The following is a 21,884-nucleotide window of genomic DNA, read 5'->3' as shown; positions in this document are numbered from 1 at the left end:
CGTCACGGCTCCGGGGAACCCGGTGACGCCCTTCGGGAGACAGCACGGTGAAGTACCTACTCACGAGGGAGAGGCGTTGAGTGCTGAGCTGGTCGAGATCGACGACGGAGAACTGATCCGGCGATCGACGCACGACCCTGAGCTGTTCGCCGCGCTGTTCGACCGCTACGCCAGGCAGATCCATCTCTACGCGGCGCGACGGCTGGGCACGCAGGCGGCCGACGACATCGTGGCAGAGACGTTCCTGGCCGCCTTCCGCAGGCGCGGGACCTACGACACGTCGTTCGCGCTGGCCAGGCCCTGGCTGTACGGCATCGCCACCACGTTGATCGCCAGACACAGGTGCCAGGAGGAGCGGCTGCTGCGGGCGCTGGGCCGTACCGGGGTGGACCCGCTGCCAGAGGCGCTGGCCGACACCGTGACGCGCCGGGTGACGGCGCAGGGCAGGGATCGCGAGCTGGCGGGGGCGCTGGCGTCGTTGCCGCGCGGGGACCGGGACGTGCTGCTGCTGGTGGCGTGGGAGGACCTGTCGTACGAGGAGGTGGCGCGGGCGCTGGACATCCCGGTGGGAACCGTACGGTCACGGCTGCATCGCGCGCGGAAGAAGGCCAGGAACGTACTCGGGGACGAGGAGCTGTGATGAACGCGATCAAGGAGTTCCGCCGGGACACCCCGGCGATGACCGACGAGGCCGCGGACGCCGCCAGGGCGCGCCTGATGACGGCGATCCGCGAGCCGGGGGCCGCACCGAAGCGGCCCGTGAACCGCGCGACGCGGCTCGGCCGGCGGGTCGCGGTGGCGGCGGCGCTGGCCCTGGTCGTCGGCGGGACCTTCGTGGCGCTCAGCGACCGGCCGGACATGGCGCCGGTGGCCGGCGTGGCCGAACTGGGCGAACGCGCCGCCCGCGCGGCCGAGAACGACCCCACGCCCGCCCCGGCCCCCACCCAGTGGCTCTACACCAAGGACCTGCAGCTGACCGGCGTCGAAGGGGACCCCGACCGGGATCGGCGCGACACCTGGGAACGGTGGACCAGCGTGGACGGCAAGCGGTCGGCCTGGTATCAGGACGGGAAGCTGATGTTCCAGGGCAGCGCGGTGCTGAACCCGGCCGGGCTCGCCCGGCCGCCCGTCACGCCGGCCGGGGTGATCGCCAGGATCAAGGCGGCCGTCCTCGACGAAGACGGGCGGGGGCCGGGGGAGCTGAACGGCCAGGTCCCGCCGGAGACGCTGTTCATGGAGATCAACCAGCTCATCTCCGAGCAGTGGCTCGCCCCCGGCGTACGGGCCGCGCTCTACCGCGCGTTGCCCACGATCAAGGGCATCACGGTGACCCAGGACGTGCCCGTCGCCGACGGACGGCGGGGCGTGGCGTTCAGCCTCACCCACGCCGAGGCGCGCAGCTACCTCATCCTGGACCCGGAGACCTTCCACTACCTGGGGACCAACTCGACGCGGTTGCGGGACCGGACCTTCGAGTGGGCCGACGGCAGCAAGGAGACGTTCAAGGCGGGCACGGTGGGCCTGACCGCCCGGCTCGACGCCAGGATCGTGAACCGGCCCGGCCAGCGTTCCTGATCGTGACCCGGAGTTGTCGGGGCGGCTTGGTACGGTGCCCTGGCGGCAGCATTCCGAGGGAGAGGGGCCGGTTGACGATGCAGGCGTCAGAGATCTCGCGTGCGGTGGCCGCGGCCAGGGCGACCGCCTCGGCACTCGGCCTGACGGCCGACGACGCCATCGTCCTGCATGACTCGAACAAGCTCACGCTGCGCCTGCTGCCCTGTGACGTGCTGGCCCGGGTGGCGCCCGCGGCGCATCAGGTCGCTCTCTTCGAAGTGGAGCTCGCCCAGCGGTTCGCCGAGTCCGGGTGCCCGGTGGCCGCTCTTGACCCTCGGGTGGAGCCGAGGGTCTATGCGCGTGACGGCTTCGAGATCACGCTCTGGACCTATTACGAACCCGTGTCACGTCAAGTGGTCCCACCGGCTGACTACGCCGGCGCGCTCCAGCGGTTGCACGCCGGCATGCGACCGCTCGACCTCCCGGTGCCGCACTTCACGGAACGGGTCGAGCAGGCTCAACGACTCGTGGCGGACCGCGACCGTACTCCGGAGCTCGCCGGCGCGGACCGGGAGCTGCTCGGCGACACGCTGGGAAACCTGAGACGCGTGATCGGCGAGCGCGGCGGCGCCGAGCAGGTGCTGCACGGCGAGCCGCACCCGGGCAACCTGCTCACCACGAAGAACGGGCTGCTGTTCATAGACTTCGAGACGTGCTGCCGTGGGCCTGTCGAGTTCGACCTGGCCCACGCGCCCGAAGAAGTCGGCGAGCACTATCCGGATGTCGATCGGGAGCTGCTGCGCCAGTGCCGGATCCTCATGCTGGCGATAATCACGACGTGGCGCTGGGACCGGGACGACCAACTCCCCGACGGGCGCCGGCTGGGCGCCGAATGGCTCAGCCAGATCCGGACAGCGCTCGATCATCAAGGCTGATCGCGGGGCGGCCGGGCGTCCAGCCGAGCTCGGCCTTCGCCTTCGCGTTCGACACCCGCATGGAGGTGTCGACCATCAGCGCGGCGAAGTACGGCGCGGCCAAGCGGATGAGGCGGTCGGGGAGTGCGCGGGGCGGCTTCGTGCCGGCGGCGCGCGCGTGCTCACCGAACATCTCGCCCCAGGTGACCGGGGTGTCGTCGACGATGTTGTACGCCTGCCCGGCCCTGCCCTTCTCCAGCGCCGCCACCCGTGGCCGCCGCTGCGTCGGCGAGGTGGATCCACGACATGGTCCGTCCGCCGTCGCGGGGGACGGGCAGCTTGCCGGCCCGCAGCGCGGTGACGAAGCTCCGCGACGCGGACAGGCCGTAGAACGCGCCGTAGCGCAGGGCGATGCCGTCGATCCCGTCGGCGCCGAACGCCTGCCGCTCCGTGGAACGCCTGGCCGCCACGATCGGGTCGGCCCGCACGCCGCGCGCCCTGCCGAACGGGTCCTCCTCCGTCAGTGGACGTGCGCCGTGGTCGAGGAACCCGTAGCCGGGCACCATCGACTGGGTGACGAACCGGCGCGCGCCCACCGCGCGGGCGGCCTCCAGCAGGTGCCGGGTGCCGGTGGTGCGCAGGGTGTTGGTCAACGCCATGTCCGCGTACCTGGCCGGGGCCTTGCCGAGAGCGGTCAGCTCGTGGATCAGCGCGTCGGCGCGCAGCCCTTCCACCGCCCGCAGCAGGCCGTCGCGGTCCAGCACGTCGGCCACCACCGTACTGGCGCCGGGAACGGACGCGCGCGGGTCGCGCGTCAGCGCCAGCACCTCGTGCCCCGCCTCCAGCAATCTCGCGACCAGCGGCCGGCCGATCGCCCCCGTCGCACCCGCGACCAGTACCCTCATCGCTGCCTCCTCGTCGTGTACGTGCTGACGTCCAGACGAGCCGGGCACCCGCGAACGTGACATCGCGGAGAAGCCGTGTGGTCAGTGGCCGGTACGCGCGGCCGTCACTGGTGCGGGATGTCGATGCCGGCCGCTCGCAGGTTCGCTTCGACCAGCGCGTTCAGCCTGGCGATGGACGGCTCCTGGTCCTCTCGGTGGTGGTTGACGAGTTCGTAGCGGGCGGCGGCGTCGGACTGCTTCCCGAGCCCGGCCGGCATCGTCAGCGCCGTGCGGTTGGCGAGCAGCCGGTCGGCCAGCGCGGAGGCCAGCTCCTCGATCCGGGGGTCGTCCGGATCCCAGGACCTCGCCGCCAGGCCGCGCTTGGTCAGCTCGACGATCAGGGGATCGGCGATGGAGTGTTCGAGCTGGGTCAGGAAGCTGTCGAAGATCTCCGGGATCAGCGCCCGGGCCAGCACGAGGGCCTCCCGCTGCGTGGCCACGTATTCGGGCTCGAAGCCGAGGTCGGCGAGTCGGTCCAGGGTCGCGCAGGCCCGCTCGGGCAGCAGGACCCGGTCGCCGTGGGCGAGCCGGTGCAGCGTGTCGCGGCGCGCGATCAGGTCCTCGATCCGATCGGTGAGCCGGCGGTGGACGTCGTCCAGGGCGGCGGCGAACGGCTCGGGATCGGCGTCGAGCAGGTCACCGACCTCGGCCAGCGGCACGCCGGCCTCGGCCAGGGTGCGGACCTGAACCAGCCGGAGCAGATCGGCCGACCGGTAGCGGCGGTAGCCGGAACTGTCGCGTCCCGGCTCGGCGACCAGGCCGAGCCGGTGGTAGTGCCTCACCGTCTTGATCGTGACGCCGACGAACGCCGCCGCCTGACCGATCGTGAGTCCGTCCGTCATCGGCTCAGCGGACCCGCGGGAGGTGGCCGGCGGTCTCGCGGTACGGGGTGCGGGCGATCACGGGGACGAGGATAGCGCGCCGGGCGAGTTGACCTTGACCTTGGGTCAGGGTGCACCCTCATCACATGGCCGCCTCGAAGGGGCCGGTAGCCATCATCGCGACCTGAGGAATGAGTATTCATGATGGGTAAAAGCAACAGCGGCTTCTCGCAGTCGGGGCTGCGCAAACTGCGCGGGGTGCTGGCGCGGCATGTCGAGTCCAAGAAGATCCCCGGGCTGGTCGCCCTGGTCAGCCGGGGCGACGAGACGCACGTCGAAGCGCTCGGGACGATGCGGCCCGACGGTGGCGATTCGATGCGCCGGGACACGATCTTCCGGATGGCGTCCACGTCCAAGCCGGTGACGATGGCGGCGGCGATGGTGCTGCTGGACGAGTGCCGGCTGCGGCTGGACGACCCGGTGGATCCGTGGCTTCCCGAACTCGCCGGCCGCCGGGTGCTGAAGCGCCCCGACGGCCCGCTGGACGACACCGTGCCGGCGCTGCGGCCGATCACCGTGCGGGACCTGCTGACCTCCACGTTCGGGCTCGGCGTGGACTTCGAGCTGATGGACTCCCCGATCAGGGCCGCGACCTTCGAGCGGACCGACTACAGCGTCGCGTCCGGGCCGGCGCCCGAGCCGGACGAGTGGATGCGCCGCCTCGGCGAGCTGCCGCTGTCGTACCAGCCCGGGGAGCGGTGGCAGTACGACCTCAGCAACGAGGTGGTCGGCGTGCTCGTCGCCAGGGTCGCGGGCCAGTCGCTGGAGACGTTCCTGCGTGAGCGCGTCCTCGATCCGCTGGGCATGAAGGACACCGGATTCCACGTGCCCGCCGGCAAGATCGACCGGCTGCCGCCGCTTCACGGGCCCGACCCGCAGACCGGCGAGTTCGCCGTGTGGGACGAGGCGGCAGGCGGGCGGTACGGCGAGCCCCCGGCGTTCCAGGGCGGCGGCGGTGGGCTGGTCTCCACGGCCGACGACTACCACGCCTACTTCCGGATGCTGCTGAACGGCGGCATGCACGGGAGCGAGCGGATCCTGTCCGGGCCCGCCGTCGAGCTGATGACCACCAACCGCCTCACACCCGGGCAGCTCGCCGCCCGGGAAGCCATGTACAGGAACCTCGTCCATCTGTCGTCCGGCCAGGGGTTGCACGGCGGCTGGGGCTTCGGGATGGCGGTACGCACCCACCGCGGCGACTACGCGCCCATCGGTCAGTTCGGCTGGGACGGTGGTACCGGCACCAGCGTCTACGCCGACAGGGACAACCGGCTCACCGGAGTCCTGCTCACCCAGACCGGGATGTCCACCCCGGACGTGATGCGGCTCATCCACGACTTCTGGACCACGCTCTACCAGGCCATCGACGACTGACAGGGGCCCCGGGGTCACGCGGGGGCCGGCAGGCGCGCCGATGCGAGCTTGGCGGGATCGATCACGATCGCGATGGCGGCGATCCGGCCGCCGGTGACCGTGAACGAGAGGACGGAGAGCGGAGTTCCGTCCTCGCGCCACGACACGTGGCCGGGCAGCCCGTTGACGAGCACCGCTCGATGGCGTGCTCCGGCACCGGAGAACATCCGCGCGCCGGCGGCGACCGCGGTGGCGCCGAGGGTGACGACGACCCCGCCCGGGGTGTCGACCGTCAGCTTCACGTCCGGGTCCAGCACGCGCAGCAGCGCCTCGAAATCGCCGCCCGTCGCGGCCGCGCTGAAGGCTCTGATGACCCGTCGTTGCTCTCGCCTGACGGCCGCCGGCCGCTCGGACGCCCGCACCTTCTTGCGGGCGCGGCTGGCGATCATCTTGGTGGCGTCGGCGGACTTGCCGAGGATCTGGCCGATTTCGGCGAACGGCACCGCGAACAGGTCGTGCAGCACGAACGTCAGCCGCTCGCTGGGCCCGAGCGCGTCCAGGACGACGAGCAGCGCGAGCCCCACCGAGTCGGCGAGCGCCACGGTCTCTTCGGGCTCGGCGCTGTCGTCGGCGGTTATCACCAGCTCGGGCAGCCCGACTCCGTAGGTCGACTCGGGGCGGGTCTGGCGTGACCGCAGGACGTCCAGGCTGATCCGGCCGACGACCGTGGTCAGCCAGCCCGCCAGATTCCCGATGGTGGTCGGGTCCTGGCGGGCGAGCCGCATCCAGGCCTCCTGGACCACGTCCTCGGCGTCGGCGTGCGATCCGAGGACCCGGTGGGCTACGGCGCTCAGCCGGTCGCGCTGGGCCTCGAACGCCTCGGCCAGCACATCTGTCCGGCTGGTGTCAGTCATCCTGCGGTCTTCCTCGAATCTGCTCGCTGGTCAGCCGTCGGCACGGTTGCGGCGGCGCTGCTGGCGCAGCGAGATCTGGTTGCCGTCCGGATCCACCGCCTCGATGCGGACGCCGAACGGGTAGTCCTCCGGTTCGGGGCGATCGAAGGTTACCCCCCGCCGGCGGAACACCTCGAAGTCCTTCCTCAGATCATCCGACTCGAGGACGAGCGAACCGGCGCCGCCCGGCCCTTGCGACCAGAGGATGATCTCGACCGGACTGTCGCCGACGCCCACGGTGAGGAAGCGTCCCTCCGGTCCCGGGTAGTCGACGCGCTTCTCCAGGCCGAGCCCTTCGGTGTAGAACTTCAGCGCGCGGTCCTGATCGGTCACGTGAACCGTCACATACATGATGTTCGTCAGCATCCTGGGCTCCTATGTCGTTGGTCGGTCCGACGGCCGCAGGCGTACGCGGCCGTTGCTCATATGACGGGCACGCGCGCCCGAAGGTAACGCACCCATCCACGACCCCTTCGATGCGCGAACGGTCCGGCGGTCCTGGAGCACGGCCGAACCGGGGCCGCCTGTCGTACGGAGCGAGCTCGCCTATCCGGCTGCCGGCGGTTGCCCGCCACCGGTGTGAAGGATGCGGAAGCGATCGGGTTCCGCCGGATCCCGGTCGACGACCTGGACGGGCGTCCAGGTCCATTGCCGGACGCTGATGCCCGGCGTGCGGGAGAACCGGATCCGGCCGCGGGTGCCCTCGACCGCGACACGCGGCCAGGATGCGGCGACGCGCGCCCGGTCGGTGCCGTGAGAACGCAGCACCTCGGCGAGGACGGCGATCGTGTCATAGCCCTCGAAGGCCACGAAGGACGGTGTTTCGCCCAGGCGTTCACGGAGGGCGGCCTCGACCCGGGCACCGAGCGGGCCGAGGCGCTCGGGCAGGTAGCGCAGGAACGGGATCGCGGCCCCGTCGCCGCCCAGCAGCGCCGCCCATTCGGCGAACTCCGGCTGCCCGGCCGGAGCGCCGATCATGATGCCGGCGAGGCGCCGGTCGGCGCGGACGGACTTGACGATCGGCACCGCCGGCTCAGGGTGGCCGACCAGCAGGAGGAGGGCTGTCGCGCCATTGCCGGCGAGCTCGTCGCACACGGCCTCGGGGGCGAGTGCCTGCGCGTCGAGTTCGATGACGGTGCCGCCGCGTGGAGTCAGGTGGTCGCGCAGGATGCGCGTCCCGGCCGCCCAGTAGACGCTCGGCTGGGCGGCTACCGCGATTCGCCTGTGGCCCGAGGCCAGCAGGAAGTCCGCGTAGATCCGCCAGCCGTGGGACTGCGCCGGGGCGAGCCGCGCGACCCAGTCCGTCGGCTGTTCGGTGAGCGCGTCGAGAACCGCTGACGAGCAGAGGAACGGCAGGCCGAGGGCGTCGGCCCTGGCGGCGGCGGCGCGGGCGACGACGCTGTGATACTCCCCGGCCAGGGCCGCCACGCCCAGGCCGGCCAGTTCGTCCACGGCCGCCGCGGCCCGCTGCGGATCGGCGGCGGTGTCTCGGACCACCAGTTCGAGTGGTCTTCCGGCGATCCCACCGGCGTCATTGACTTCGCGGACGCCCAGGTCGAGCCCGGCGAGCAAGTGCCGGCCCGCCTCGACCCAGCCGGGCCGGGTCAGCGGGACGAGGGCGCCGATCCGGATCGATGATCCCTCAGCCCGCTCCACTGCGGATGGCGATGGTGGCGTGTTCATGCGTTGGTGTCTCCCGTGGTGATTGGTTGCAGTATGCCGGGATGCTGCGCGGGACGACGCCGCGGGCCCACGCTCCGCCGTTGTTCAAGAAATTCAAGATCTACTTCTTGAAAATTGAAGATCGGCCCGTTATAACTTGAGATATGACAGATCAGGCGATGGACTGGCAGGAACTCACGAACCTGACCCGGGGCCAGCCGTTCGTCGTCGAGCGGGTGCGCCTGACGGGCAGCGGCGTGGCGATCGAGGGCGAGTTCGAGCTGCCGCAGCTGGCGCAGCTCAGCGTCGAGGATCAGATCTTCGTCACGGCGTTCGTGCGGTGCCACGGTTCCATCAAGCAGATGGAGCGGATCTTCGGGGTCAGCTACCCGACGATCAAGGCGCGGCTGAACCGGATCACGCAGATGCTCGACTTCGTCGAGACCGATCCGGCGCCGTCGCGGGCCGACGTCATCGATCGGTTGCGCCGTGGCGAGATCACCGCGCAACAGGCCTTGTCCGATCTGGAGGGCCGTACATGATGCCGCAGTTGGTGACCGTACGGGTCAAACGCCCCGACCGTCGCCGCATCCGGATCTGGGTCCCGATACTCCCGGTCGTGCTCGTGCTCTCACCGATCGTGGTCCTGGCCGTCCTGGGGGCGGTCGTGGCGTGCGTCATATTTCGCGTCGACGTGGTGAAGGCACTGCGCACCGGCTGGCGCATCGTCTTCGCGCTGCCCGGCACCCGATTCGACATCGAGTACAGCCGTACGGCCGTGCTCGTGGCCGTCAGATAGGAGAAGTCCGATGAACGAACAGCGCAAGGACGTCCTCGACATGCTGGTCGAGGGCAAGATCACCGCAGAGGAGGCGGAGCGGCTCATCGCCGCGCTCGAACGTGACCCGTATCCGGCGACGTCGAGCCCCGACGCCCGGCCGAAGGGCAAGGCGAAGTACCTGCGGCTGATCGCGCACACCTTTGACGAGGGCGAACCGGGGCGGATCGACGTAAGGGTGCCGCTGCAACTGCTGCGGGCCGGCGTCCAACTGGCGGCCCTGATCCCGCCGCGGGCCCTGGAACGGGCCAACGCCGAGCTGGACAGGTCGGGGGTGCCGTTCGACCTGACGCAGCTCAAGCCCGAGCACCTCGAAGCGCTCGTGGAGCACCTCGACGAGGTGACCCTGGAGGTCGACCAGCCCGACGCCAAGATACGGGTCTACTGCGAGTAGGCGCCGTCCACCGTCGATCGCGCCATGCGCGACCATCCGTGACGAAACCGAGAACGGATCTCTGCATGACAGCCAACAAGGTTCCGGAGCCCGCGATCCACGTGCGGGGCCTGGAGAAGTCGTACAAGGAAGTGCGGGTGCTGCGTGGCGTGGACTTCGAAGTGGCGCGCGGCAGCATCTTCGCCCTGCTCGGCTCGAACGGGGCGGGCAAGACCACGGTGGTGAAGATCCTGGCCACGCTGCTCAAGGCCGACGCGGGCACGGCCCGGGTCGACGGCTTCGACGTCGCCACGCAACCGGCGGACGTGCGCGAGTCGATCAGCCTGACGGGGCAGTTCGCGGCGGTCGACGCGATCCTCACCGGGCGGGAGAACCTGGTGCTGGTCGCCCGGCTGCGTCACCTCAAGGATCCGGGCAGGATCGCCGACGACCTGCTGGAGCGCTTCTCGCTCACCGACGCGGGCACGCGGAAGGTGTCGGCCTACTCCGGCGGCATGCGCCGCCGCCTGGACATCGCGATGAGCCTCATCGGCGACCCGCCGGTGATCTTCCTGGACGAGCCGACGACCGGGCTCGACCCGCAGGGACGCGTCGAGGTGTGGCAGGCCGTCAAGGAGCTCACCGGCCGAGGGACGACGGTGCTGCTCACCACCCAATACCTGGACGAGGCCGAACAGCTCGCCGACCGGATCGCGATCCTGCACCAGGGCCGCATCCTGGTCAACGGCACCCTGGCCGAGCTGAAGCGGCTCCTGCCGCCCGCGAAGGCCGAATACGTCGAAAAGCAGCCCACCCTGGAGGACGTCTTCCTCGCCCTCGTCGGCACGAACGCGTAGAGGGGCCCTCCATGACCACGCACTTCCTCGCAGACACGACCACCCTGCTGGGACGATCCCTGCGCCACATCACCCGCAGCATGGACACCATCATCACCACCGCGATCATGCCGATCGCGATGATGCTGATGTTCGTGTACGTGTTCGGCGGCGCGATCGACACCGGATCGGGCCCCTACGTGAACTACCTGCTGCCCGGCATCCTGCTCATCACCGTCGCCTCGGGCATCGCCTACACAGCGGTCCGGCTCTTCACCGACATGACCAGCGGCATCTTCGAACGCTTCCAGTCCATGCCGATCGCCCGCTCGTCCGTGCTGTGGGCCCACGTGCTGACCTCGCTGGCCGCCAACCTGATCTCACTCCTGGTCGTCGTGCTCGTCGCCCTGCTCCTGGGCTTCCGCACCAGCGCGGGGGTGCCGGCCTGGCTCGCGGTCACCGGCATCCTGATGCTCTTCACCCTGGCCCTGACCTGGATCGCCGTCATCCCCGGTCTCACCGCCAAGAGCGTGGACGGCGCGAGCGCCTTCTCCTACCCGCTCATCTTCCTGCCGTTCCTCAGCTCGGCCTTCGTCCCCACCGCCACCATGCCCGGCCCGGTACGCGCCTTCGCCGAACACCAGCCGGTGACCTCCATCGTCAACGCCATCCGCGCCCTGTTCACCCAGCAACCGGTCGGCACCCAGCTCTGGATCGCCCTCGCCTGGTGCGCCGGCATCCTCGCCCTCGCGTACGTCCTCGCCATGAACGCCTACCGCCGCAGGATCGCCTAGGAAGCCGTCTCCTAGGATCGACCCGTCAGCACTTTCGGTGGCGCGCTGCCACCACCTACCCACGGAGGAAGCCGGATGCCGGCAGATCTGCCCAGCTCACCCGCGCTGCGCGCGTCCGACGCGGATCGCGACCGGGCCATCGACCTGCTGCGCACGGCCGTCGCCGACGGCCGGCTCGACCCGGCCGAGTTCAACGAGCGGCTGGACGCGGCGCTGGCCGCCCGCACCATGGACGCGCTGGTCCCGCTCACCACCGATCTGGTCGCGGTGCCCGGCGGCGGGATCCCGGCCGAACCGGCCGCCGAGCTGCTCACCATCAAGGAGCGGCACGGCACGGTGCGCCGTGACGGCCGGTGGACACTGCCGCACCGGCTGGCGCTGCGCACCTCGTGGTGCGACGTGCTGCTGGACCTGACCGGCGCGGTGCGCAGCGCGCCCGAGCTGGTCATCGAGCTGCGGGTGAGCGGCGGCAACGTGGAGCTGGTCCTCGCGCCGGGCATGGTGGTGGACGCCAACGAACTGTCGGTGCGCCACAGCATGCTGGCGATCGGCAGCGACGCGGGCGCCGACACGCCGGAGACGCTGCGCGTCCGCTTGGTGGGCCGCCTGCGGCACGGCCGGCTCGCCGCCCGGTGGCAGGCGCCGCACCGGTGACGGGCGGTGCCGCCCGGCGTCCGGCCCCGCGGCGGTGATCCGGCGGATCTACGCGGGCGTCCGCTCCTCGGCGTCCGCGCCGGCCAGGGGGATGCCGCGGGCGGTCAGCAGGACGAGCACGGCACAGCTGACGGTGAGGGCGATGTCGGCCACGTTGCCGACGAACAGGCCGCCGTAGTCGATGAAGTCGACCACGTGGCCCCGGGCGAAGCCGGGCGGACGGAACAGGCGGTCGAGCAGGTGGGAGGTGGCGCCGCCCAGCAGCGCGCCCAGCACGACGGTCCAGGCGGACGAGCGCAGCCGCCGCCCGGCGTAGAGGATGCCGGCCACGGCCGCGGCCGCCGTCAGGGTGAACACCCACGTCATCCCCTCCCCGATCGAGAACGCGGCGCCGGGGTTGAACAGCAGCCGCAGCTGGATCAGCTCCGGGATCACCGTGACGCGCTCCCCGCCGGAGAGCGCCGAGACCGCCCAGAACTTGGAGAGCTGGTCGGCGACGAGGACCACCGCCGCGAGAGCCAGCATCCATCCGTAGAGCCGCGCGCCCGGCTTATGGAGACTTCGCCCGATCGGCACCCTTGACCTCGCCCTCCGATGACCATTTCGGCCCAACCTAGCGGCCCCCGCGCCCCGGCGCTGAATCGGCCGGAAGTACCGGTCGCGGACGGCGAGACCCGTCTTGTGACCGGTGCGGGCGCGGGGGGCGCGCCGCAGGATGAGGGCCATGCCTCATGAAGATCACACCCCGGGCGGCGCCCCCTCCACGGCGAAGACCGCTCCCGGCCGATCGCGCATCGCCGCGCTCGACGTCCTGCGCGGGTTCGCGCTGTGCGAGATCCTGTTCGCCAACGTCCAGCTCATGGCCACCGGCAGGTCCGCCGTCGCAGAGCAGCCCATGGGCGAGTGGGACCCGTGGCTGGGGATGCCGATCTTCTCACTGCTGTTCGGCATCGGGTTCGCGCTGCTGCTCGACTCCGCGGGGCGCCGCGCCACCCGCCCCTGGCTCGCCCTGCTGCGCCGGCTTGCGGCGCTGCTCGTGATCGGCCTGCTGCACGGGCTGCTGTGGCCGGGCGAGATCCTGGCCACCTACGCGGTCGTCGGCCTGCTGGTGCTGCTGCCCTCGGCCTGGCTGCCGCGGTGGGCCGTGGCCGGGTTCGCCGCCGCGCTCGTCCCGGCTGCGCTGATCTTCGGCGGGGGCGGGCCCCTGCTGGTCGCCGGGCTGTTCCTGCTGGGCTCGGCGCTGGTCCGGTACGGGGTCGTCGAGCGGATCGAGGGGGCGGCCCGGGGGCCGCTCCTGCTGGGCCTGCTCTTCGCGGCGGGAACGGCCGCCGCCCGGTGGGCGCAGGCCGGGGCGGGCCCGGCGCAGCCGTCGTTCACCTCCAGCCTGGCCGATCTGCTGGTCGTCGGCGTGTACGTGTGCGGCCTGCTGGTCCTGCTCGCAACGCCGCTGCGGCCGGTGTTGCGGTTCGTCTTCGCGCCGATGGGCCGGATGGCGCTGACCAACTACCTGACGGCGACCCTCCTGGTCCTGGCGGCCACACACCTCCTCGGCCTGCCGATCGGCCAGTCGCCGACGACGGCGTACGTGGTCGCGGGGGGCATCCTGGCGGCCCAGTGGCTGTTCTGCGCCCTCTGGCTGCGCCGCTGCCGCCAGGGCCCGGTGGAGTGGCTCTGGCGCTGGGCCACCTGGGGGCGCCGCCCGGCCCTGCGCGCCCCCACCGGCTAGGTCAGACGGTGGTGGCGCCGTCGGAGGCGGAGCCGACGGACGCCACGTACTTGGCGAGCACGCCTCGCTCCACCGGCCGCTCCGGAGCACGCCAGGCGGCGCGGCGCGCGGCGAGTTCGTCCTCGTCCACGAGGAGGTCCAGGCCGGCCTTCGCGGTGTCGACGACGACCGTGTCGCCATCGCGCACCAGCGCGATGGGCCCGCCCTTGGCCGCCTCGGGGGCGACGTGGCCGATGACGAGCCCGTGGGACACGCCGCTGAAGCGCCCATCGGTCACCAGCGCCACGGAGTCACCCAGTCCCTGCCCGACCAGGGCGCCGGTGATGGAGAGCATCTCCCGCATGCCCGGCCCGCCGGCCGGGCCCTCGTATCGGACGATCACGACGTCCCCTGGCACGATCGTGCCGCTCTGGATGGCGGCGAAGCACTCCTCCTCGGAGTCGAACACCCTGGCCGGCCCTTCACGGCGGAAGTCCGCGCGTCCGCCGAGCTTCAGCACGCACCCCTCGGGCGCCAGCGTCCCGCGCAGGATGGCCAGGGCGCCCGGCGGCTTCGCCGGGGCGGCCACCGTCTTCACCGTGGTCTGGCCCGGCTTCTCCGACGCCGCGGCGGCCACCTCTGCCAGCGTGCGGCCCTCGACGAGCGTCACGTCCTCCCGCAGTAGTCCCGCCTCCAGGAGCCGTTTGGCGACCAGCGCCGTACCTCCGGCCCGCCACAGGTCGGCGGCGGTGTGCGGGCCGCCGGGCTTGAGCCCGGTGATGATCGGCACCTCGCGGCACACCTGGCCGATCTCGTCGATCCGCAGCGGCACCCCCGCCTCACGGGCGATGGCGAGCAGGTGCAGCACCGCGTTGGTGGAGCCGCCCATGGCCGCCACGGAGACGATGGCGTTGTGCAGGGCGTCCGGGGTGAGGATGCGGGAGGGCCTGGCGTCCCTGGCGAGGGCGTCCATGACGATCTCGCCGACGCGCGTGGCTGCCTCCGGCTTGGTGTCGGCGACCGCCGGGATGTCGCCGATGCCGAAGGGCGCCAGTCCGAGGAAGTCCGCCACCGCGCCCATGGTGTTGGCGGTGTACTGCGCGGCGCAGGTGCCGGGGCCGGGACAAGCGTGACGGGCGAGGTCGTCGACGTCGTCCTGGGAGAGCCTGCCGACCGCACGCTCGCCCAGCGACTCCCACATGTCCTGGATGGTGACGTCGCGGTCGCGCCAGCGGCCCGGCATCATGCTGCCGCTGTAGAGGATCACCGAGGGCACGTCGAGCCGCGCCAGTGCCATGATCCCCGCCGGGACGGTCTTGTCGCAGCCGACGATGCAGACGAGGGCGTCGAACTGGTGGGCACGCCCCATGAGCTCGATGGAGTCGGCGATCACCTCCCTGCTCACCAGCGAGGCCCGCATGCCGGGCGTGCCCATGGTCAGGTTGTCGGAGACGGCGATGGTGTTGAACTCCATCGGCAGGCCGCCGGCGCGTCGCACGCCCTCGGCGACCTGCGCGGCCAGCTCACGGTGCGTGAGGTTGCACGGCATGGTGCCCGTCCAGGTGGAGGCGATGCCGACGGTCGGCAGCCGCATGTCCTCCCGGGTCAGGCCCATGGCGTACAGATGGGAGCGGGCCGGTGCGCGGTCGGGGTCGTCGGCGATGGTCATGCCGCCTCCTGCCTGGTCGTGGAAATTTCTGGAAGGTCGAGCCCGAGCAGCCTGACCGCGTTCCCCGCGAGGATCAGCTCACGGTCGCCCGGCGACAGGTTGAGCTCGTCGAGGATGCGGATCTGCTCGTCGGCATACTGCCGGATGTATCCCCACGGGAAGTCGCACGAGTCGGTGCCGAACAGGATCCGCTCGGGGCCGAACGTCTCGTGGAAGCGGCGGAACAGATCCTTGAGGGTGAGCTCGTACGGCATCCACCGCGTCCACTCGTGGTTGCTGGAGGAGTCCACGTGGACGTTGGCGTTCGCCCAGCCCAGGCGGAGCAGCTCGCCGGGGTAACCGCAGCCGAAGTGGGCGACCACGAAGTCCACCCCGGGGAAGGCCTTGGCCACGTCGTGCAGGGCGAGCGGGTCCATGTTGGGGGCGTGGCCGAGCCCACCGCCGCCGTTGACGGGGCCGAAGTGGAGCATGACGGGCAGCCCGTACTCCTCGCACACCTCCCAGACCGGCCACAGGGCGCGGTCGGCGAGCGGCACGCTCACCCAGGGGGCGATGACCTTGTAGCCGGACAGGCCGAGCTCCGTCGCGGATCTGCGGAGCTCGGCCGCGGCGCCCGGCGCGCAGGGCTGGTGGTTGGCGAAGCCGACGAACCGGCCGGGGTGCGCGGCGACCACCTGGGCCAGCCGGTCGTTGCCTCCGCCGCTCATGAACACGACCCTGGTGAGGCCCACCTCGTCGGCCTCGTGCCGCCACGCCGCCGCGACCTCCTCGGCCGTTCTCGTCTCGGGCCGCGTGGGCGGCAGGGTGCGGGCCCGTCGTACGCGTTCGTGGTAGGCGCCGGCGTTCCGCCGGAGGCGTTCCAGCTTCGCGGGGCCGCAGACGTGCTCGTACTCGGCGTCCAGCCGGTCCTGCGTGGGCTCGGCGCCGGGGAAGTGGCAGTGGAAGTCGATGACCGGCGTCCCCCAGCGGCTCATGCGAACCTCACGGTGTTGCGCAGGGTGCCGATGCCCTCGACCTCGATCTCGACCACGTCGCCGTCCTTCAGCCACAGCTGGGGCGAGCGGCCCATGCCGACGCCGTGCGGCGTGCCGGTGGCGATGACGTCGCCGGGGTTCAGCGTCATGTACCGGGAGAGATAGGAGATGATCGCGGGCACGTCGAAGATCATGTCCTTGGTCGAGCCGTCCTGGACGATCTCGCCGCCGACGCGGGCCCGGACGGCCAGGGTGTGCGGGTCGCCGAGTTCGTCCGGGGTGACGATCCACGGGCCGAGCGGGCAGAACCCGTCGAAGTTCTTGCCGCGGAACCACTGCCCGTCGGCGAACTGGGCGTCCCTCGCCGAGAGGTCGTTGGCGGCGGTGTAGCCGAAGACGTGCTCCATCGCGCGGTCGGCGGGCACGTCGCGGGCCGGCCGGCCGATGACGACGGCCAGTTCCGCCTCCCAGTCGAGCTGCTCGGTGGCTCCCGCCGGCACCACCACGTCGTCGTACGGCCCGGCGAGGGTGTGCGCCGTCTTGACGAAGGCCAGCGGACGCGGCGGCGTGTCGAGTCCGGTCTCCCGGATGTGGTCGGCGTAGTTGAGGCCGATGCAGATGATCTTCTGTGGCGCGGCCAGCGGGCTGAGGACGGTCACCTCGCTCAGCGGGACCGCCGGACCCGTCGCGGGCAGCGCGGACAGGTCGGCGCCGGCGGCGATGAGGTCGCGCAGGCCGTCGGCCAGGTACGCGGCCTTCTCCCGGGCCACGGGGACGGCGGTGCCGTCCTCGATCCTGGCGACGGTGACGGTGCCGTCCGTGTGTCTGACACGGGTGATTCTCATGAAGGGTTCTCCGGGAGGGGTCAGGCGAAGTTGGGCAGGAAGCGCTTCTGCTCGGTGATGAGCTCGTCCACGAGCCGGGCCGCGGCGTCCGGGTCGGTGAGCGCGCCGTCGGCGATGACCGCCTCGACGGCGAGGTCACGGCTGCCGGTCATGGCGGCCTCCACGGCCAGGGAGACGGAGGTGAGCCTGCGCGCCAGGATGGAGGTGAGCGGGGCCGACAGGTCAGGCACGCTGACGGGGCGCAGGCCGCGGGCGGTGGCGACGCCGGGGATCTCCAGGGCCGCGTCGCCGGGCAGGCCGGGTACGGCGCCGCGGTTGGGCACGTTGACCGAGAACATCTCGCGGCGGTCGAAGGTGATCGACCGGATGATCGCGATGAGCTGCTCCTGCTCGCCCGTGGACCGTTCGAAGATCGATTCGTCGAGCGGGGCCCGGCCCTCGGCCTGGGCGCGCATGCCCTGGTAGCGCTGCTCGCCCCATTCGAGGATCTCGGGCACGGAGAACGCGTCGACGCCCAGTGTCTTGCCGTAGTAGGCGCCCGACGGCCAGCGCTCGGGGAAGAACTCCACCACGTGCCGGTCGTTGGCGGCGGGGTAGGCGCCGTAGCGGCGGAAGATCTCCCAGGAGAACGGGTTGTGCCAGGCCTTGCCGTTCTCCCAGATCGACCCGATGTCGGCGGGATCGGCCGGCTGCGCCAGCTCGCGTTCCATGCGTTCGCGCACGATGGGCCAGGCGTCGCGGCCGTGGTGCCGGAAGTCGTAGATGAAGGTCAGGTGGTTGATCCCGGCGTAGAGCGTCGAGGTCTCCTCGAACGGCAGCCCGGCGAACGCGGCCAGTTCCCGCTGCACGTGGTGCATGCCGTGGCACAGCCCGACCACGTCCACGCCCGCGTGCGCCGTCATCGCCGCCACGTTGGCGGTCATCGGGTTGCTGTAGTTGAAGAAGAACGCGTCGGGGGCGAGGGCGGCCACATCCTTCGCGATCTCCACCATGACCGGCACGGTGCGCAGCAGCCGCGAGATGCCACCGGGCATGACGGAGTCGCCCACCGGCTGGAAGACGCCGTGCTTCATGCAGATCTCGTGGTCGGCCTGCCAGGCGGGCCTGCCGCCCACTCCGACGCAGGTGACCACGAAGTCGGCGCCCGGCAGCATCTCCCTCCTGTCGGTGGAGGACCTGACGGCGATCGTGCCGCCCGCCTTCCTCGCCCGCACCATGAGCTCGGCCAGGCGGGTGGCGACCGCCAGCGCCTCGGGGTTCACGTCGACCAGCCGGATCTCCCACGCGCCGAGGTCGTCGGCGGAGATGAGATCGGCGAGGAGCCCTCGGGTGAAGACGGCGCTGCCCGCGCCGATGAGAACGAGTACTCGGGTGTCGGACATGCTGAGAACGACTCTCCTGTCTAGGCCTGGATCACGGTGATGTCGCGCGCCCGCAGCGCGGCCACCGCCTCGTCCGGCGCGCGGTTGTCGGTGACGACGGTGCCGACCGCCGAGATGGGGGCGATGCGGACGGCGCTGCGCTGGTCGAACTTGCTGTGGTCGGCGAGGACCGTCAGGTGCCTGGCGGCCTTGATCATGTTGCGGTCCGTCTCCGCCTCGGCGAGGTTGGCGCCGAGGATGCCGTAGCCGGGGTCGATGCCGTAGGCGCTGAAGAAGGCCAGGTCGATGTGGATGTCGGCGAGTGCTTGGGAGGTGAGGTGCCCGAGCAGCGAGAGCTCCAGGTTGCGGAGCAGTCCGCCGAGCACCAGGACCTGCAGGGTCTCCGACGTGGTGCCGATGGCGTGCGCGATGGCCACGGAGTTGGTGACCACGGTGATGTCGGGCACGGCGCTCAGGTGCGGCACCATCTGCGCCGTCGTCGATCCGCCGGTCAGCAGGATGGTGCTGCCGGGGGTGATGAGCTCGACGGCGCGCGCGGCGATCCGCTTCTTCTCCTCCAGGTTGCGTACGGCACGCTCGTCGACGGAGTTCTCGTGCGGAGCGCTGTCGTCGATCGCCACCGCGCCTCCGTGCACGCGCCGCAGCAGGCCGCGCTCGTCCATCTCGTCGAGGTCGCGCCGGACGGTGGAGACGCTGACGCCGAGCAGTTCGGCGAGGTCCTCCACACCCACGGAACGCCTGCGCCGCACGTAGTCCAGGAGCTGGTTCCTGCGCTTCTCACTCAGCATCAGTAGCCGGCCTTTCTGTCCACCAGATTCAACAGGGGGCGGCCATCGACGAATCTGCGCAGGTTCTCGGTGAAAAGAGCACGTACTTGATCGCGATAGCCGGGCGCGAATCCTGCCACGTGCGGAGTGATCAGTACATTGCTTTCGCGCCAGAAAGGACTGGTGGCGGGAAGGGGCTCCGCGGCGAAGACGTCGAGCGCGGCGAAGCCGACCCTGCCCGACCGCAGCGCGGCCAGCAGCGCCGTCTCGTCCACCACTCCACCGCGGGCCGCGTTGATCAGAGTGGTGCCCGGGCGCATCGCCGCGAAGGCGGCTTCGTCGATCAGGTGGTGGGTCCGCTCGGTGTGCGGCACGGTGAGCACCACGTAGTCGGAGCGGGCCAGCAGGCCGGCCAGACCCTCCGGGCCGACCACCTCGGCGGGGTCCGCGGCCTCCTCGGACGGCTCGCCGAAGCGCAGGCCGTCGCGGGCCGAACCGCTGCGCATGCCGAGCACGTTCATCCCGAAGGCGTGCGCGAGCCTGCCGATCTCCCTGCCGATGCGGCCGTAGCCGATGATGCCCACCGTGGAGCCGGGCAGCATGCGCGGCATGAGCTGGTTCCACCGGTGGTCCAGATCGGGCCAGTTCGCGCCGCGCTGCAGGTCGATGATCTGGGGCAGGTGGTGGGCCCGCGCGAGGATCATCATCAGCACGTACTCGGCCAGCGGCTTGGGCGACACGCCGCCGATCGTGGTGATCGGCGTCCCCGCCTCCCACAGGTCCGTGCCGGTGACGTGGTCGCACCCGGAGGTGTCGAGCTGGACCCAGCCCAGGCGCGGCGCCTGGCCGCGCGCGGGGAAGGCCGAGTTGGTGTAGAGGACGTCGGCGTCCGCCAGCACGTCCGCCGGGATCTGCTCGGCGGCGGTGGCCAGGTGTTTGCGTACGCGCACCTCGGGGGAGACGGCTGCCACGTCGGCCAGCCAGGCGTCGTCGAAGTCGAGTGTCACGCAGACGTTGATCATCTGTTTCCCATCACTTGATGCCCGAGCGGGCCATGCCCTCGACGAAGTGCCGCTGGAAGAGCGCGAAGACGATCAGCATGGGGATCATCGACACGAGCGACATCGCCATGAGCGCCCCGTAGTCCTGGCCGTACTGGTTCTTCAGGAACAGCAGCCCTACCTGGAGCGTGTAGCTCTCGGGGTCCTTCAGCACGATCAGCGGCCAGGCGAACTCGTTCCACCGCCACATGAACGTGAAGATCACCAGGACGGCGATCAGCGGCTTGCACAGCGGCAGCACCACCTTGAAGAACGTCCGCCACTGTCCCGAGCCGTCGACCTGGGCTGCCTCCAGCAGCTCGTCGGGGACCGCCATCATGAACTGGCGCGCCATGAACAGGCCGAACGCCTCGGCCAGCCGGGGCAGGACGACGCCCCAGTTCGAGCCGAGCAGCCCGAAGTCCACCACGAGGTGGAACTGCGGCACCATGACGACCTGGACGGGCACCATCAGCGTGCTCAGGACCAGGAGGAACAGCACGTCCCTGCCGGGGAAGCGGAGCTTGGCGAAGGCGTAGCCCGCCATCAGGTTGATGACGACGGTCAGCGCGACGGCGCTCACCGCGATGACCGCGGAGTTGAGGATCCACGTCGGGTAGGGGAACTTGCTCCACGGGCCGATGAAGTTCTCCCAGTTCGCGGCGGCGGGCCACAGGCTGAACCGCGAGCCGCGCAACTCGGCGGGGGTGGAGAGCGCCGTCACGATCATCCAGTAGATCGGGAACAGCACGGCCACCGCTCCGGCCGCCGCGAAGGCCAGGCGCAGCCGTACGGCACGCCGCTCGTGGATGTTCGCGGCCGTCATCGCCGCCCCCCTCCTCATGCGGTGTCCCTGCGACGGCCGATCCGCCACTGGACCACCGTCAGCACCAGAACGATCAGGTAGAGCAGCACGCCGATCGCCGAGGCGTAGCCCTGCTGGCGCTGCTCGAAACCGGTGGAGTAGGCGTAGGTCACGAGCATCGTCGTGGAGTTGCCCGGTCCGCCGCCGGTCATGACGTAGACGATGTCGAAGACCTGGAAGCTGTTGATGATCCCGATCACGACCAGGAAGAAGGTGGTGGGGGCCAGCGAGGGGATCGTGATGGAGCGCAGCGTCTGCCACCAGGAGGCGCCGTCGCAGCGGGCCGCCTCGTACACCTGGCGCGGGATGCCCTGCAGCGCCGCCAGGTAGACGACCATGTTGAAGCCGAGCCCGATCCACAGGCTGACGGCGACCAGGGAGAGCATCGCCGGCAGCCCCTCCGACTGCCACGCGACGCCGTCGAGACCCAGCAGGCCGAGGATCCTGTTGACGATGCCGAGGTCCTCGTTGAACATCCACGCGGCGATCAGCGCGCTGCTGACGCCGGAGATGACGGCGGGCATGTAGAAGATCGCCCGGATCAGCCCGCGTGCCGGCATCTTCTTGTTGAGCAGCAGCGCCGCCGCCAGCCCGGCGAACAGGCACAGCGGCACGGACAGCAACGTGTAGAGGGCCGTGTTGGCCAGGGCCGTCCAGAAGATCGGGTCGGCCATGATGTCCTGGTAGTTCTGCGCCCCGATCCATCGGGCGATGCCGAAGCCGCTGGTCTTCTGGAAGCTGATCCACACGACCTTGATCAGCGGCCAGAACATGAAGACCGCGAACACCGCGACGGCGGGAGCGGCGAACATGAGGCCCGCCGCCGCTTCACGTCCTCTGCGCGTGCGCAGCGCGGCTGCCCACGATCGCGCGCTCTTGGG

The 21,884-nt window shown here is 70.9% G+C and carries 26 protein-coding genes; 11 read left to right on the top strand and 15 right to left on the bottom strand.

The annotated features are described in order from the left end of the window. The first annotated feature begins 76 nt into the window (after positions 1 to 76). The 3 genes from ADY59_RS13520 (at position 77) to ADY59_RS13510 (ending at position 2,489) form a co-directional block, all read left to right on the top strand. Entirely contained in the window at positions 77 to 640 is a 564-nt protein-coding gene (locus ADY59_RS13520) for an RNA polymerase sigma factor (RefSeq protein WP_049562112.1), read from the top strand. Then, on the top strand, positions 640 to 1,575 hold the full coding sequence (locus ADY59_RS13515) for a CU044_5270 family protein (RefSeq protein ID WP_049562110.1): 936 nt from the start codon (positions 640 to 642) through the stop codon (positions 1,573 to 1,575). The genes ADY59_RS13520 and ADY59_RS13515 overlap by 1 nt, the downstream gene beginning before the upstream one ends. Positions 1,576 to 1,652: 77 nt before the next feature. Continuing rightward, on the top strand, positions 1,653 to 2,489 hold the full coding sequence (locus tag ADY59_RS13510; protein ID WP_049562108.1) for a phosphotransferase: 837 nt from the start codon (positions 1,653 to 1,655) through the stop codon (positions 2,487 to 2,489). On the opposite strand, the gene ADY59_RS51330 is transcribed toward ADY59_RS13510, so the two are convergent. The 3 genes from ADY59_RS51330 to ADY59_RS13500 all read right to left on the bottom strand — a co-directional run bounded on the left by ADY59_RS51330 (position 2,452) and on the right by ADY59_RS13500 (position 4,254). Then, the gene (locus tag ADY59_RS51330) at positions 2,452 to 2,661 is read right to left on the bottom strand and encodes a hypothetical protein (protein WP_197093614.1); all 210 of its coding nucleotides are present in this window, start codon (positions 2,659 to 2,661) and stop codon (positions 2,452 to 2,454) included. The genes ADY59_RS13510 and ADY59_RS51330 overlap by 38 nt on opposite strands. Continuing rightward, on the bottom strand, positions 2,651 to 3,373 hold the full coding sequence (locus ADY59_RS13505; RefSeq protein ID WP_197093613.1) for an NAD-dependent epimerase/dehydratase family protein: 723 nt from the start codon (positions 3,371 to 3,373) through the stop codon (positions 2,651 to 2,653). The genes ADY59_RS51330 and ADY59_RS13505 overlap by 11 nt, the downstream gene beginning before the upstream one ends. A 104-nt stretch (positions 3,374 to 3,477) precedes the next feature. Further along, positions 3,478 to 4,254 carry a MerR family transcriptional regulator gene (locus ADY59_RS13500; RefSeq protein ID WP_049562106.1) on the bottom strand — a complete coding sequence of 259 codons (777 nt, stop codon included), beginning with the start codon at positions 4,252 to 4,254 and terminating at the stop codon, positions 3,478 to 3,480. A gap of 183 nt (positions 4,255 to 4,437) precedes the next feature. Between ADY59_RS13500 and ADY59_RS13495 the strand changes: the two genes are divergently transcribed. After that, positions 4,438 to 5,667, top strand: coding sequence for a serine hydrolase domain-containing protein (locus ADY59_RS13495; RefSeq protein WP_049562175.1), 1,230 nt, complete (start codon positions 4,438 to 4,440; stop codon positions 5,665 to 5,667). Positions 5,668 to 5,681: 14 nt separating this feature from the next. Here the strand turns inward: ADY59_RS13495 and ADY59_RS13490 are convergent, their stop codons facing one another. From ADY59_RS13490 to ADY59_RS13480, 3 genes are all read right to left on the bottom strand, one after another. Further along, positions 5,682 to 6,560, bottom strand: coding sequence for a sigma-70 family RNA polymerase sigma factor (locus tag ADY59_RS13490; protein ID WP_049562104.1), 879 nt, complete (start codon positions 6,558 to 6,560; stop codon positions 5,682 to 5,684). 30 nt (positions 6,561 to 6,590) lie between these two features. After that, complete coding sequence (locus ADY59_RS13485; RefSeq protein WP_049562102.1) at positions 6,591 to 6,965, bottom strand: VOC family protein; 375 nt, start codon at positions 6,963 to 6,965, stop codon at positions 6,591 to 6,593. Positions 6,966 to 7,145: 180 nt separating this feature from the next. Continuing rightward, positions 7,146 to 8,255, bottom strand: a complete 1,110-nt coding sequence (locus ADY59_RS13480; RefSeq protein WP_231618703.1) for an ABC transporter substrate-binding protein — start codon at positions 8,253 to 8,255, stop codon at positions 7,146 to 7,148. A 170-nt stretch (positions 8,256 to 8,425) separates the two neighbouring features. On the opposite strand from ADY59_RS13480, the gene ADY59_RS13475 reads away from it, so the two are divergent. The 6 genes from ADY59_RS13475 (at position 8,426) to ADY59_RS13450 (ending at position 11,756) form a co-directional block, all read left to right on the top strand. Then, positions 8,426 to 8,803 (top strand): DUF2089 domain-containing protein, encoded by a 378-nt coding sequence (locus tag ADY59_RS13475; protein ID WP_197093612.1) that lies wholly within the window; start codon positions 8,426 to 8,428, stop codon positions 8,801 to 8,803. Then, positions 8,800 to 9,060 carry a hypothetical protein gene (locus ADY59_RS13470; protein WP_049562098.1) on the top strand — a complete coding sequence of 87 codons (261 nt, stop codon included), beginning with the start codon at positions 8,800 to 8,802 and terminating at the stop codon, positions 9,058 to 9,060. Before ADY59_RS13475 ends, ADY59_RS13470 begins: the two co-directional genes overlap by 4 nt. Before the next feature lie 10 nt (positions 9,061 to 9,070). Next, positions 9,071 to 9,493 (top strand): SHOCT-like domain-containing protein, encoded by a 423-nt coding sequence (locus ADY59_RS13465; RefSeq protein WP_049562097.1) that lies wholly within the window; start codon positions 9,071 to 9,073, stop codon positions 9,491 to 9,493. Positions 9,494 to 9,558: 65 nt separating this feature from the next. Then, positions 9,559 to 10,329, top strand: a complete 771-nt coding sequence (locus ADY59_RS13460; RefSeq protein WP_049562096.1) for an ABC transporter ATP-binding protein — start codon at positions 9,559 to 9,561, stop codon at positions 10,327 to 10,329. Between the two features lie 11 nt (positions 10,330 to 10,340). After that, a complete protein-coding gene (locus ADY59_RS13455; protein WP_049562094.1) occupies positions 10,341 to 11,102 on the top strand; it encodes an ABC transporter permease in 762 nt (253 codons plus the stop codon). Positions 11,103 to 11,177: 75 nt separating this feature from the next. Continuing rightward, positions 11,178 to 11,756 (top strand): DUF1707 SHOCT-like domain-containing protein, encoded by a 579-nt coding sequence (locus ADY59_RS13450; protein ID WP_049562092.1) that lies wholly within the window; start codon positions 11,178 to 11,180, stop codon positions 11,754 to 11,756. 48 nt (positions 11,757 to 11,804) lie between these two features. On the opposite strand, the gene ADY59_RS13445 is transcribed toward ADY59_RS13450, so the two are convergent. Next, a complete protein-coding gene (locus ADY59_RS13445; RefSeq protein WP_049562091.1) occupies positions 11,805 to 12,281 on the bottom strand; it encodes a signal peptidase II in 477 nt (158 codons plus the stop codon). Positions 12,282 to 12,480: 199 nt separating this feature from the next. Here ADY59_RS13445 and ADY59_RS13440 point away from each other — a divergent pair, with 199 nt between their 5' ends. Next, complete coding sequence (locus tag ADY59_RS13440) at positions 12,481 to 13,482, top strand: DUF418 domain-containing protein (protein ID WP_049562089.1); 1,002 nt, start codon at positions 12,481 to 12,483, stop codon at positions 13,480 to 13,482. Between the two features lies 1 nt (position 13,483). Here the strand turns inward: ADY59_RS13440 and ilvD are convergent, their stop codons facing one another. From ilvD to ADY59_RS13400, 8 genes are read right to left on the bottom strand one after another with little or no spacing between them, the layout of a single operon-like run. Beyond that, positions 13,484 to 15,130 carry a dihydroxy-acid dehydratase gene (gene ilvD, locus ADY59_RS13435; protein ID WP_049562088.1) on the bottom strand — a complete coding sequence of 549 codons (1,647 nt, stop codon included), beginning with the start codon at positions 15,128 to 15,130 and terminating at the stop codon, positions 13,484 to 13,486. After that, a complete protein-coding gene (locus tag ADY59_RS13430) occupies positions 15,127 to 16,104 on the bottom strand; it encodes an amidohydrolase family protein (protein WP_049562086.1) in 978 nt (325 codons plus the stop codon). The genes ilvD and ADY59_RS13430 overlap by 4 nt, the downstream gene beginning before the upstream one ends. After that, positions 16,101 to 16,949 carry a fumarylacetoacetate hydrolase family protein gene (locus ADY59_RS13425; RefSeq protein ID WP_053174732.1) on the bottom strand — a complete coding sequence of 283 codons (849 nt, stop codon included), beginning with the start codon at positions 16,947 to 16,949 and terminating at the stop codon, positions 16,101 to 16,103. Before ADY59_RS13425 ends, ADY59_RS13430 begins: the two co-directional genes overlap by 4 nt. Before the next feature lie 20 nt (positions 16,950 to 16,969). Beyond that, a complete protein-coding gene (locus ADY59_RS13420; RefSeq protein ID WP_049562084.1) occupies positions 16,970 to 18,331 on the bottom strand; it encodes a family 4 glycosyl hydrolase in 1,362 nt (453 codons plus the stop codon). Positions 18,332 to 18,351: 20 nt separating this feature from the next. Further along, positions 18,352 to 19,119, bottom strand: coding sequence for a DeoR/GlpR family DNA-binding transcription regulator (locus ADY59_RS13415; RefSeq protein ID WP_049562083.1), 768 nt, complete (start codon positions 19,117 to 19,119; stop codon positions 18,352 to 18,354). Continuing rightward, entirely contained in the window at positions 19,119 to 20,120 is a 1,002-nt protein-coding gene (locus ADY59_RS13410; protein WP_049562081.1) for a D-2-hydroxyacid dehydrogenase, read from the bottom strand. Before ADY59_RS13410 ends, ADY59_RS13415 begins: the two co-directional genes overlap by 1 nt. A 10-nt stretch (positions 20,121 to 20,130) precedes the next feature. Further along, positions 20,131 to 20,982 carry a carbohydrate ABC transporter permease gene (locus ADY59_RS13405; RefSeq protein WP_156325467.1) on the bottom strand — a complete coding sequence of 284 codons (852 nt, stop codon included), beginning with the start codon at positions 20,980 to 20,982 and terminating at the stop codon, positions 20,131 to 20,133. After that, positions 20,979 to 21,815 (bottom strand): carbohydrate ABC transporter permease, encoded by an 837-nt coding sequence (locus ADY59_RS13400; RefSeq protein ID WP_049562078.1) that lies wholly within the window; start codon positions 21,813 to 21,815, stop codon positions 20,979 to 20,981. Before ADY59_RS13400 ends, ADY59_RS13405 begins: the two co-directional genes overlap by 4 nt. Between the last annotated feature and the right edge of the window lie 69 nt (positions 21,816 to 21,884).

This window comes from Nonomuraea sp. SBT364, from assembly GCF_001083785.1.
GTDB lineage: Bacteria > Actinomycetota > Actinomycetes > Streptosporangiales > Streptosporangiaceae > Nonomuraea.
The sequence above is the reverse complement of the archived record's forward strand: the minus strand, read 5'-3'. Positions and strand labels throughout refer to the sequence as shown.

Excerpts from the sequence above, each read along its gene's own strand:
- ADY59_RS13410 (WP_049562081.1), bottom strand. The coding sequence starts at position 20,120 with ATGATCAACGTCTGCGTGACACTCGACTTCGACGACGCCTGGCTGGCC.
- ADY59_RS13455 (WP_049562094.1), top strand. The coding sequence starts at position 10,341 with ATGACCACGCACTTCCTCGCAGACACGACCACCCTGCTGGGACGATCC.
- ADY59_RS13430 (WP_049562086.1), bottom strand. The coding sequence starts at position 16,104 with ATGAGCCGCTGGGGGACGCCGGTCATCGACTTCCACTGCCACTTCCCC.
- ilvD (WP_049562088.1), bottom strand. The coding sequence starts at position 15,130 with ATGACCATCGCCGACGACCCCGACCGCGCACCGGCCCGCTCCCATCTG.
- ADY59_RS13405 (WP_156325467.1), bottom strand. The coding sequence starts at position 20,982 with ATGAGGAGGGGGGCGGCGATGACGGCCGCGAACATCCACGAGCGGCGT.
- ADY59_RS13475 (WP_197093612.1), top strand. The coding sequence starts at position 8,426 with ATGACAGATCAGGCGATGGACTGGCAGGAACTCACGAACCTGACCCGG.
- ADY59_RS13400 (WP_049562078.1), bottom strand. The coding sequence starts at position 21,815 with ATGTTCGCCGCTCCCGCCGTCGCGGTGTTCGCGGTCTTCATGTTCTGG.
- ADY59_RS13505 (WP_197093613.1), bottom strand. The coding sequence starts at position 3,373 with ATGAGGGTACTGGTCGCGGGTGCGACGGGGGCGATCGGCCGGCCGCTG.
- ADY59_RS13495 (WP_049562175.1), top strand. The coding sequence starts at position 4,438 with ATGGGTAAAAGCAACAGCGGCTTCTCGCAGTCGGGGCTGCGCAAACTG.
- ADY59_RS13485 (WP_049562102.1), bottom strand. The coding sequence starts at position 6,965 with ATGCTGACGAACATCATGTATGTGACGGTTCACGTGACCGATCAGGAC.
- ADY59_RS13460 (WP_049562096.1), top strand. The coding sequence starts at position 9,559 with ATGACAGCCAACAAGGTTCCGGAGCCCGCGATCCACGTGCGGGGCCTG.
- ADY59_RS13440 (WP_049562089.1), top strand. The coding sequence starts at position 12,481 with ATGCCTCATGAAGATCACACCCCGGGCGGCGCCCCCTCCACGGCGAAG.
- ADY59_RS13450 (WP_049562092.1), top strand. The coding sequence starts at position 11,178 with ATGCCGGCAGATCTGCCCAGCTCACCCGCGCTGCGCGCGTCCGACGCG.
- ADY59_RS13420 (WP_049562084.1), bottom strand. The coding sequence starts at position 18,331 with ATGTCCGACACCCGAGTACTCGTTCTCATCGGCGCGGGCAGCGCCGTC.
- ADY59_RS13500 (WP_049562106.1), bottom strand. The coding sequence starts at position 4,254 with ATGACGGACGGACTCACGATCGGTCAGGCGGCGGCGTTCGTCGGCGTC.
- ADY59_RS13445 (WP_049562091.1), bottom strand. The coding sequence starts at position 12,281 with ATGCTGGCTCTCGCGGCGGTGGTCCTCGTCGCCGACCAGCTCTCCAAG.
- ADY59_RS13515 (WP_049562110.1), top strand. The coding sequence starts at position 640 with ATGAACGCGATCAAGGAGTTCCGCCGGGACACCCCGGCGATGACCGAC.
- ADY59_RS13465 (WP_049562097.1), top strand. The coding sequence starts at position 9,071 with ATGAACGAACAGCGCAAGGACGTCCTCGACATGCTGGTCGAGGGCAAG.
- ADY59_RS13415 (WP_049562083.1), bottom strand. The coding sequence starts at position 19,119 with ATGCTGAGTGAGAAGCGCAGGAACCAGCTCCTGGACTACGTGCGGCGC.
- ADY59_RS13470 (WP_049562098.1), top strand. The coding sequence starts at position 8,800 with ATGATGCCGCAGTTGGTGACCGTACGGGTCAAACGCCCCGACCGTCGC.
- ADY59_RS13425 (WP_053174732.1), bottom strand. The coding sequence starts at position 16,949 with ATGAGAATCACCCGTGTCAGACACACGGACGGCACCGTCACCGTCGCC.
- ADY59_RS13490 (WP_049562104.1), bottom strand. The coding sequence starts at position 6,560 with ATGACTGACACCAGCCGGACAGATGTGCTGGCCGAGGCGTTCGAGGCC.
- ADY59_RS13510 (WP_049562108.1), top strand. The coding sequence starts at position 1,653 with ATGCAGGCGTCAGAGATCTCGCGTGCGGTGGCCGCGGCCAGGGCGACC.
- ADY59_RS51330 (WP_197093614.1), bottom strand. The coding sequence starts at position 2,661 with ATGTTCGGTGAGCACGCGCGCGCCGCCGGCACGAAGCCGCCCCGCGCA.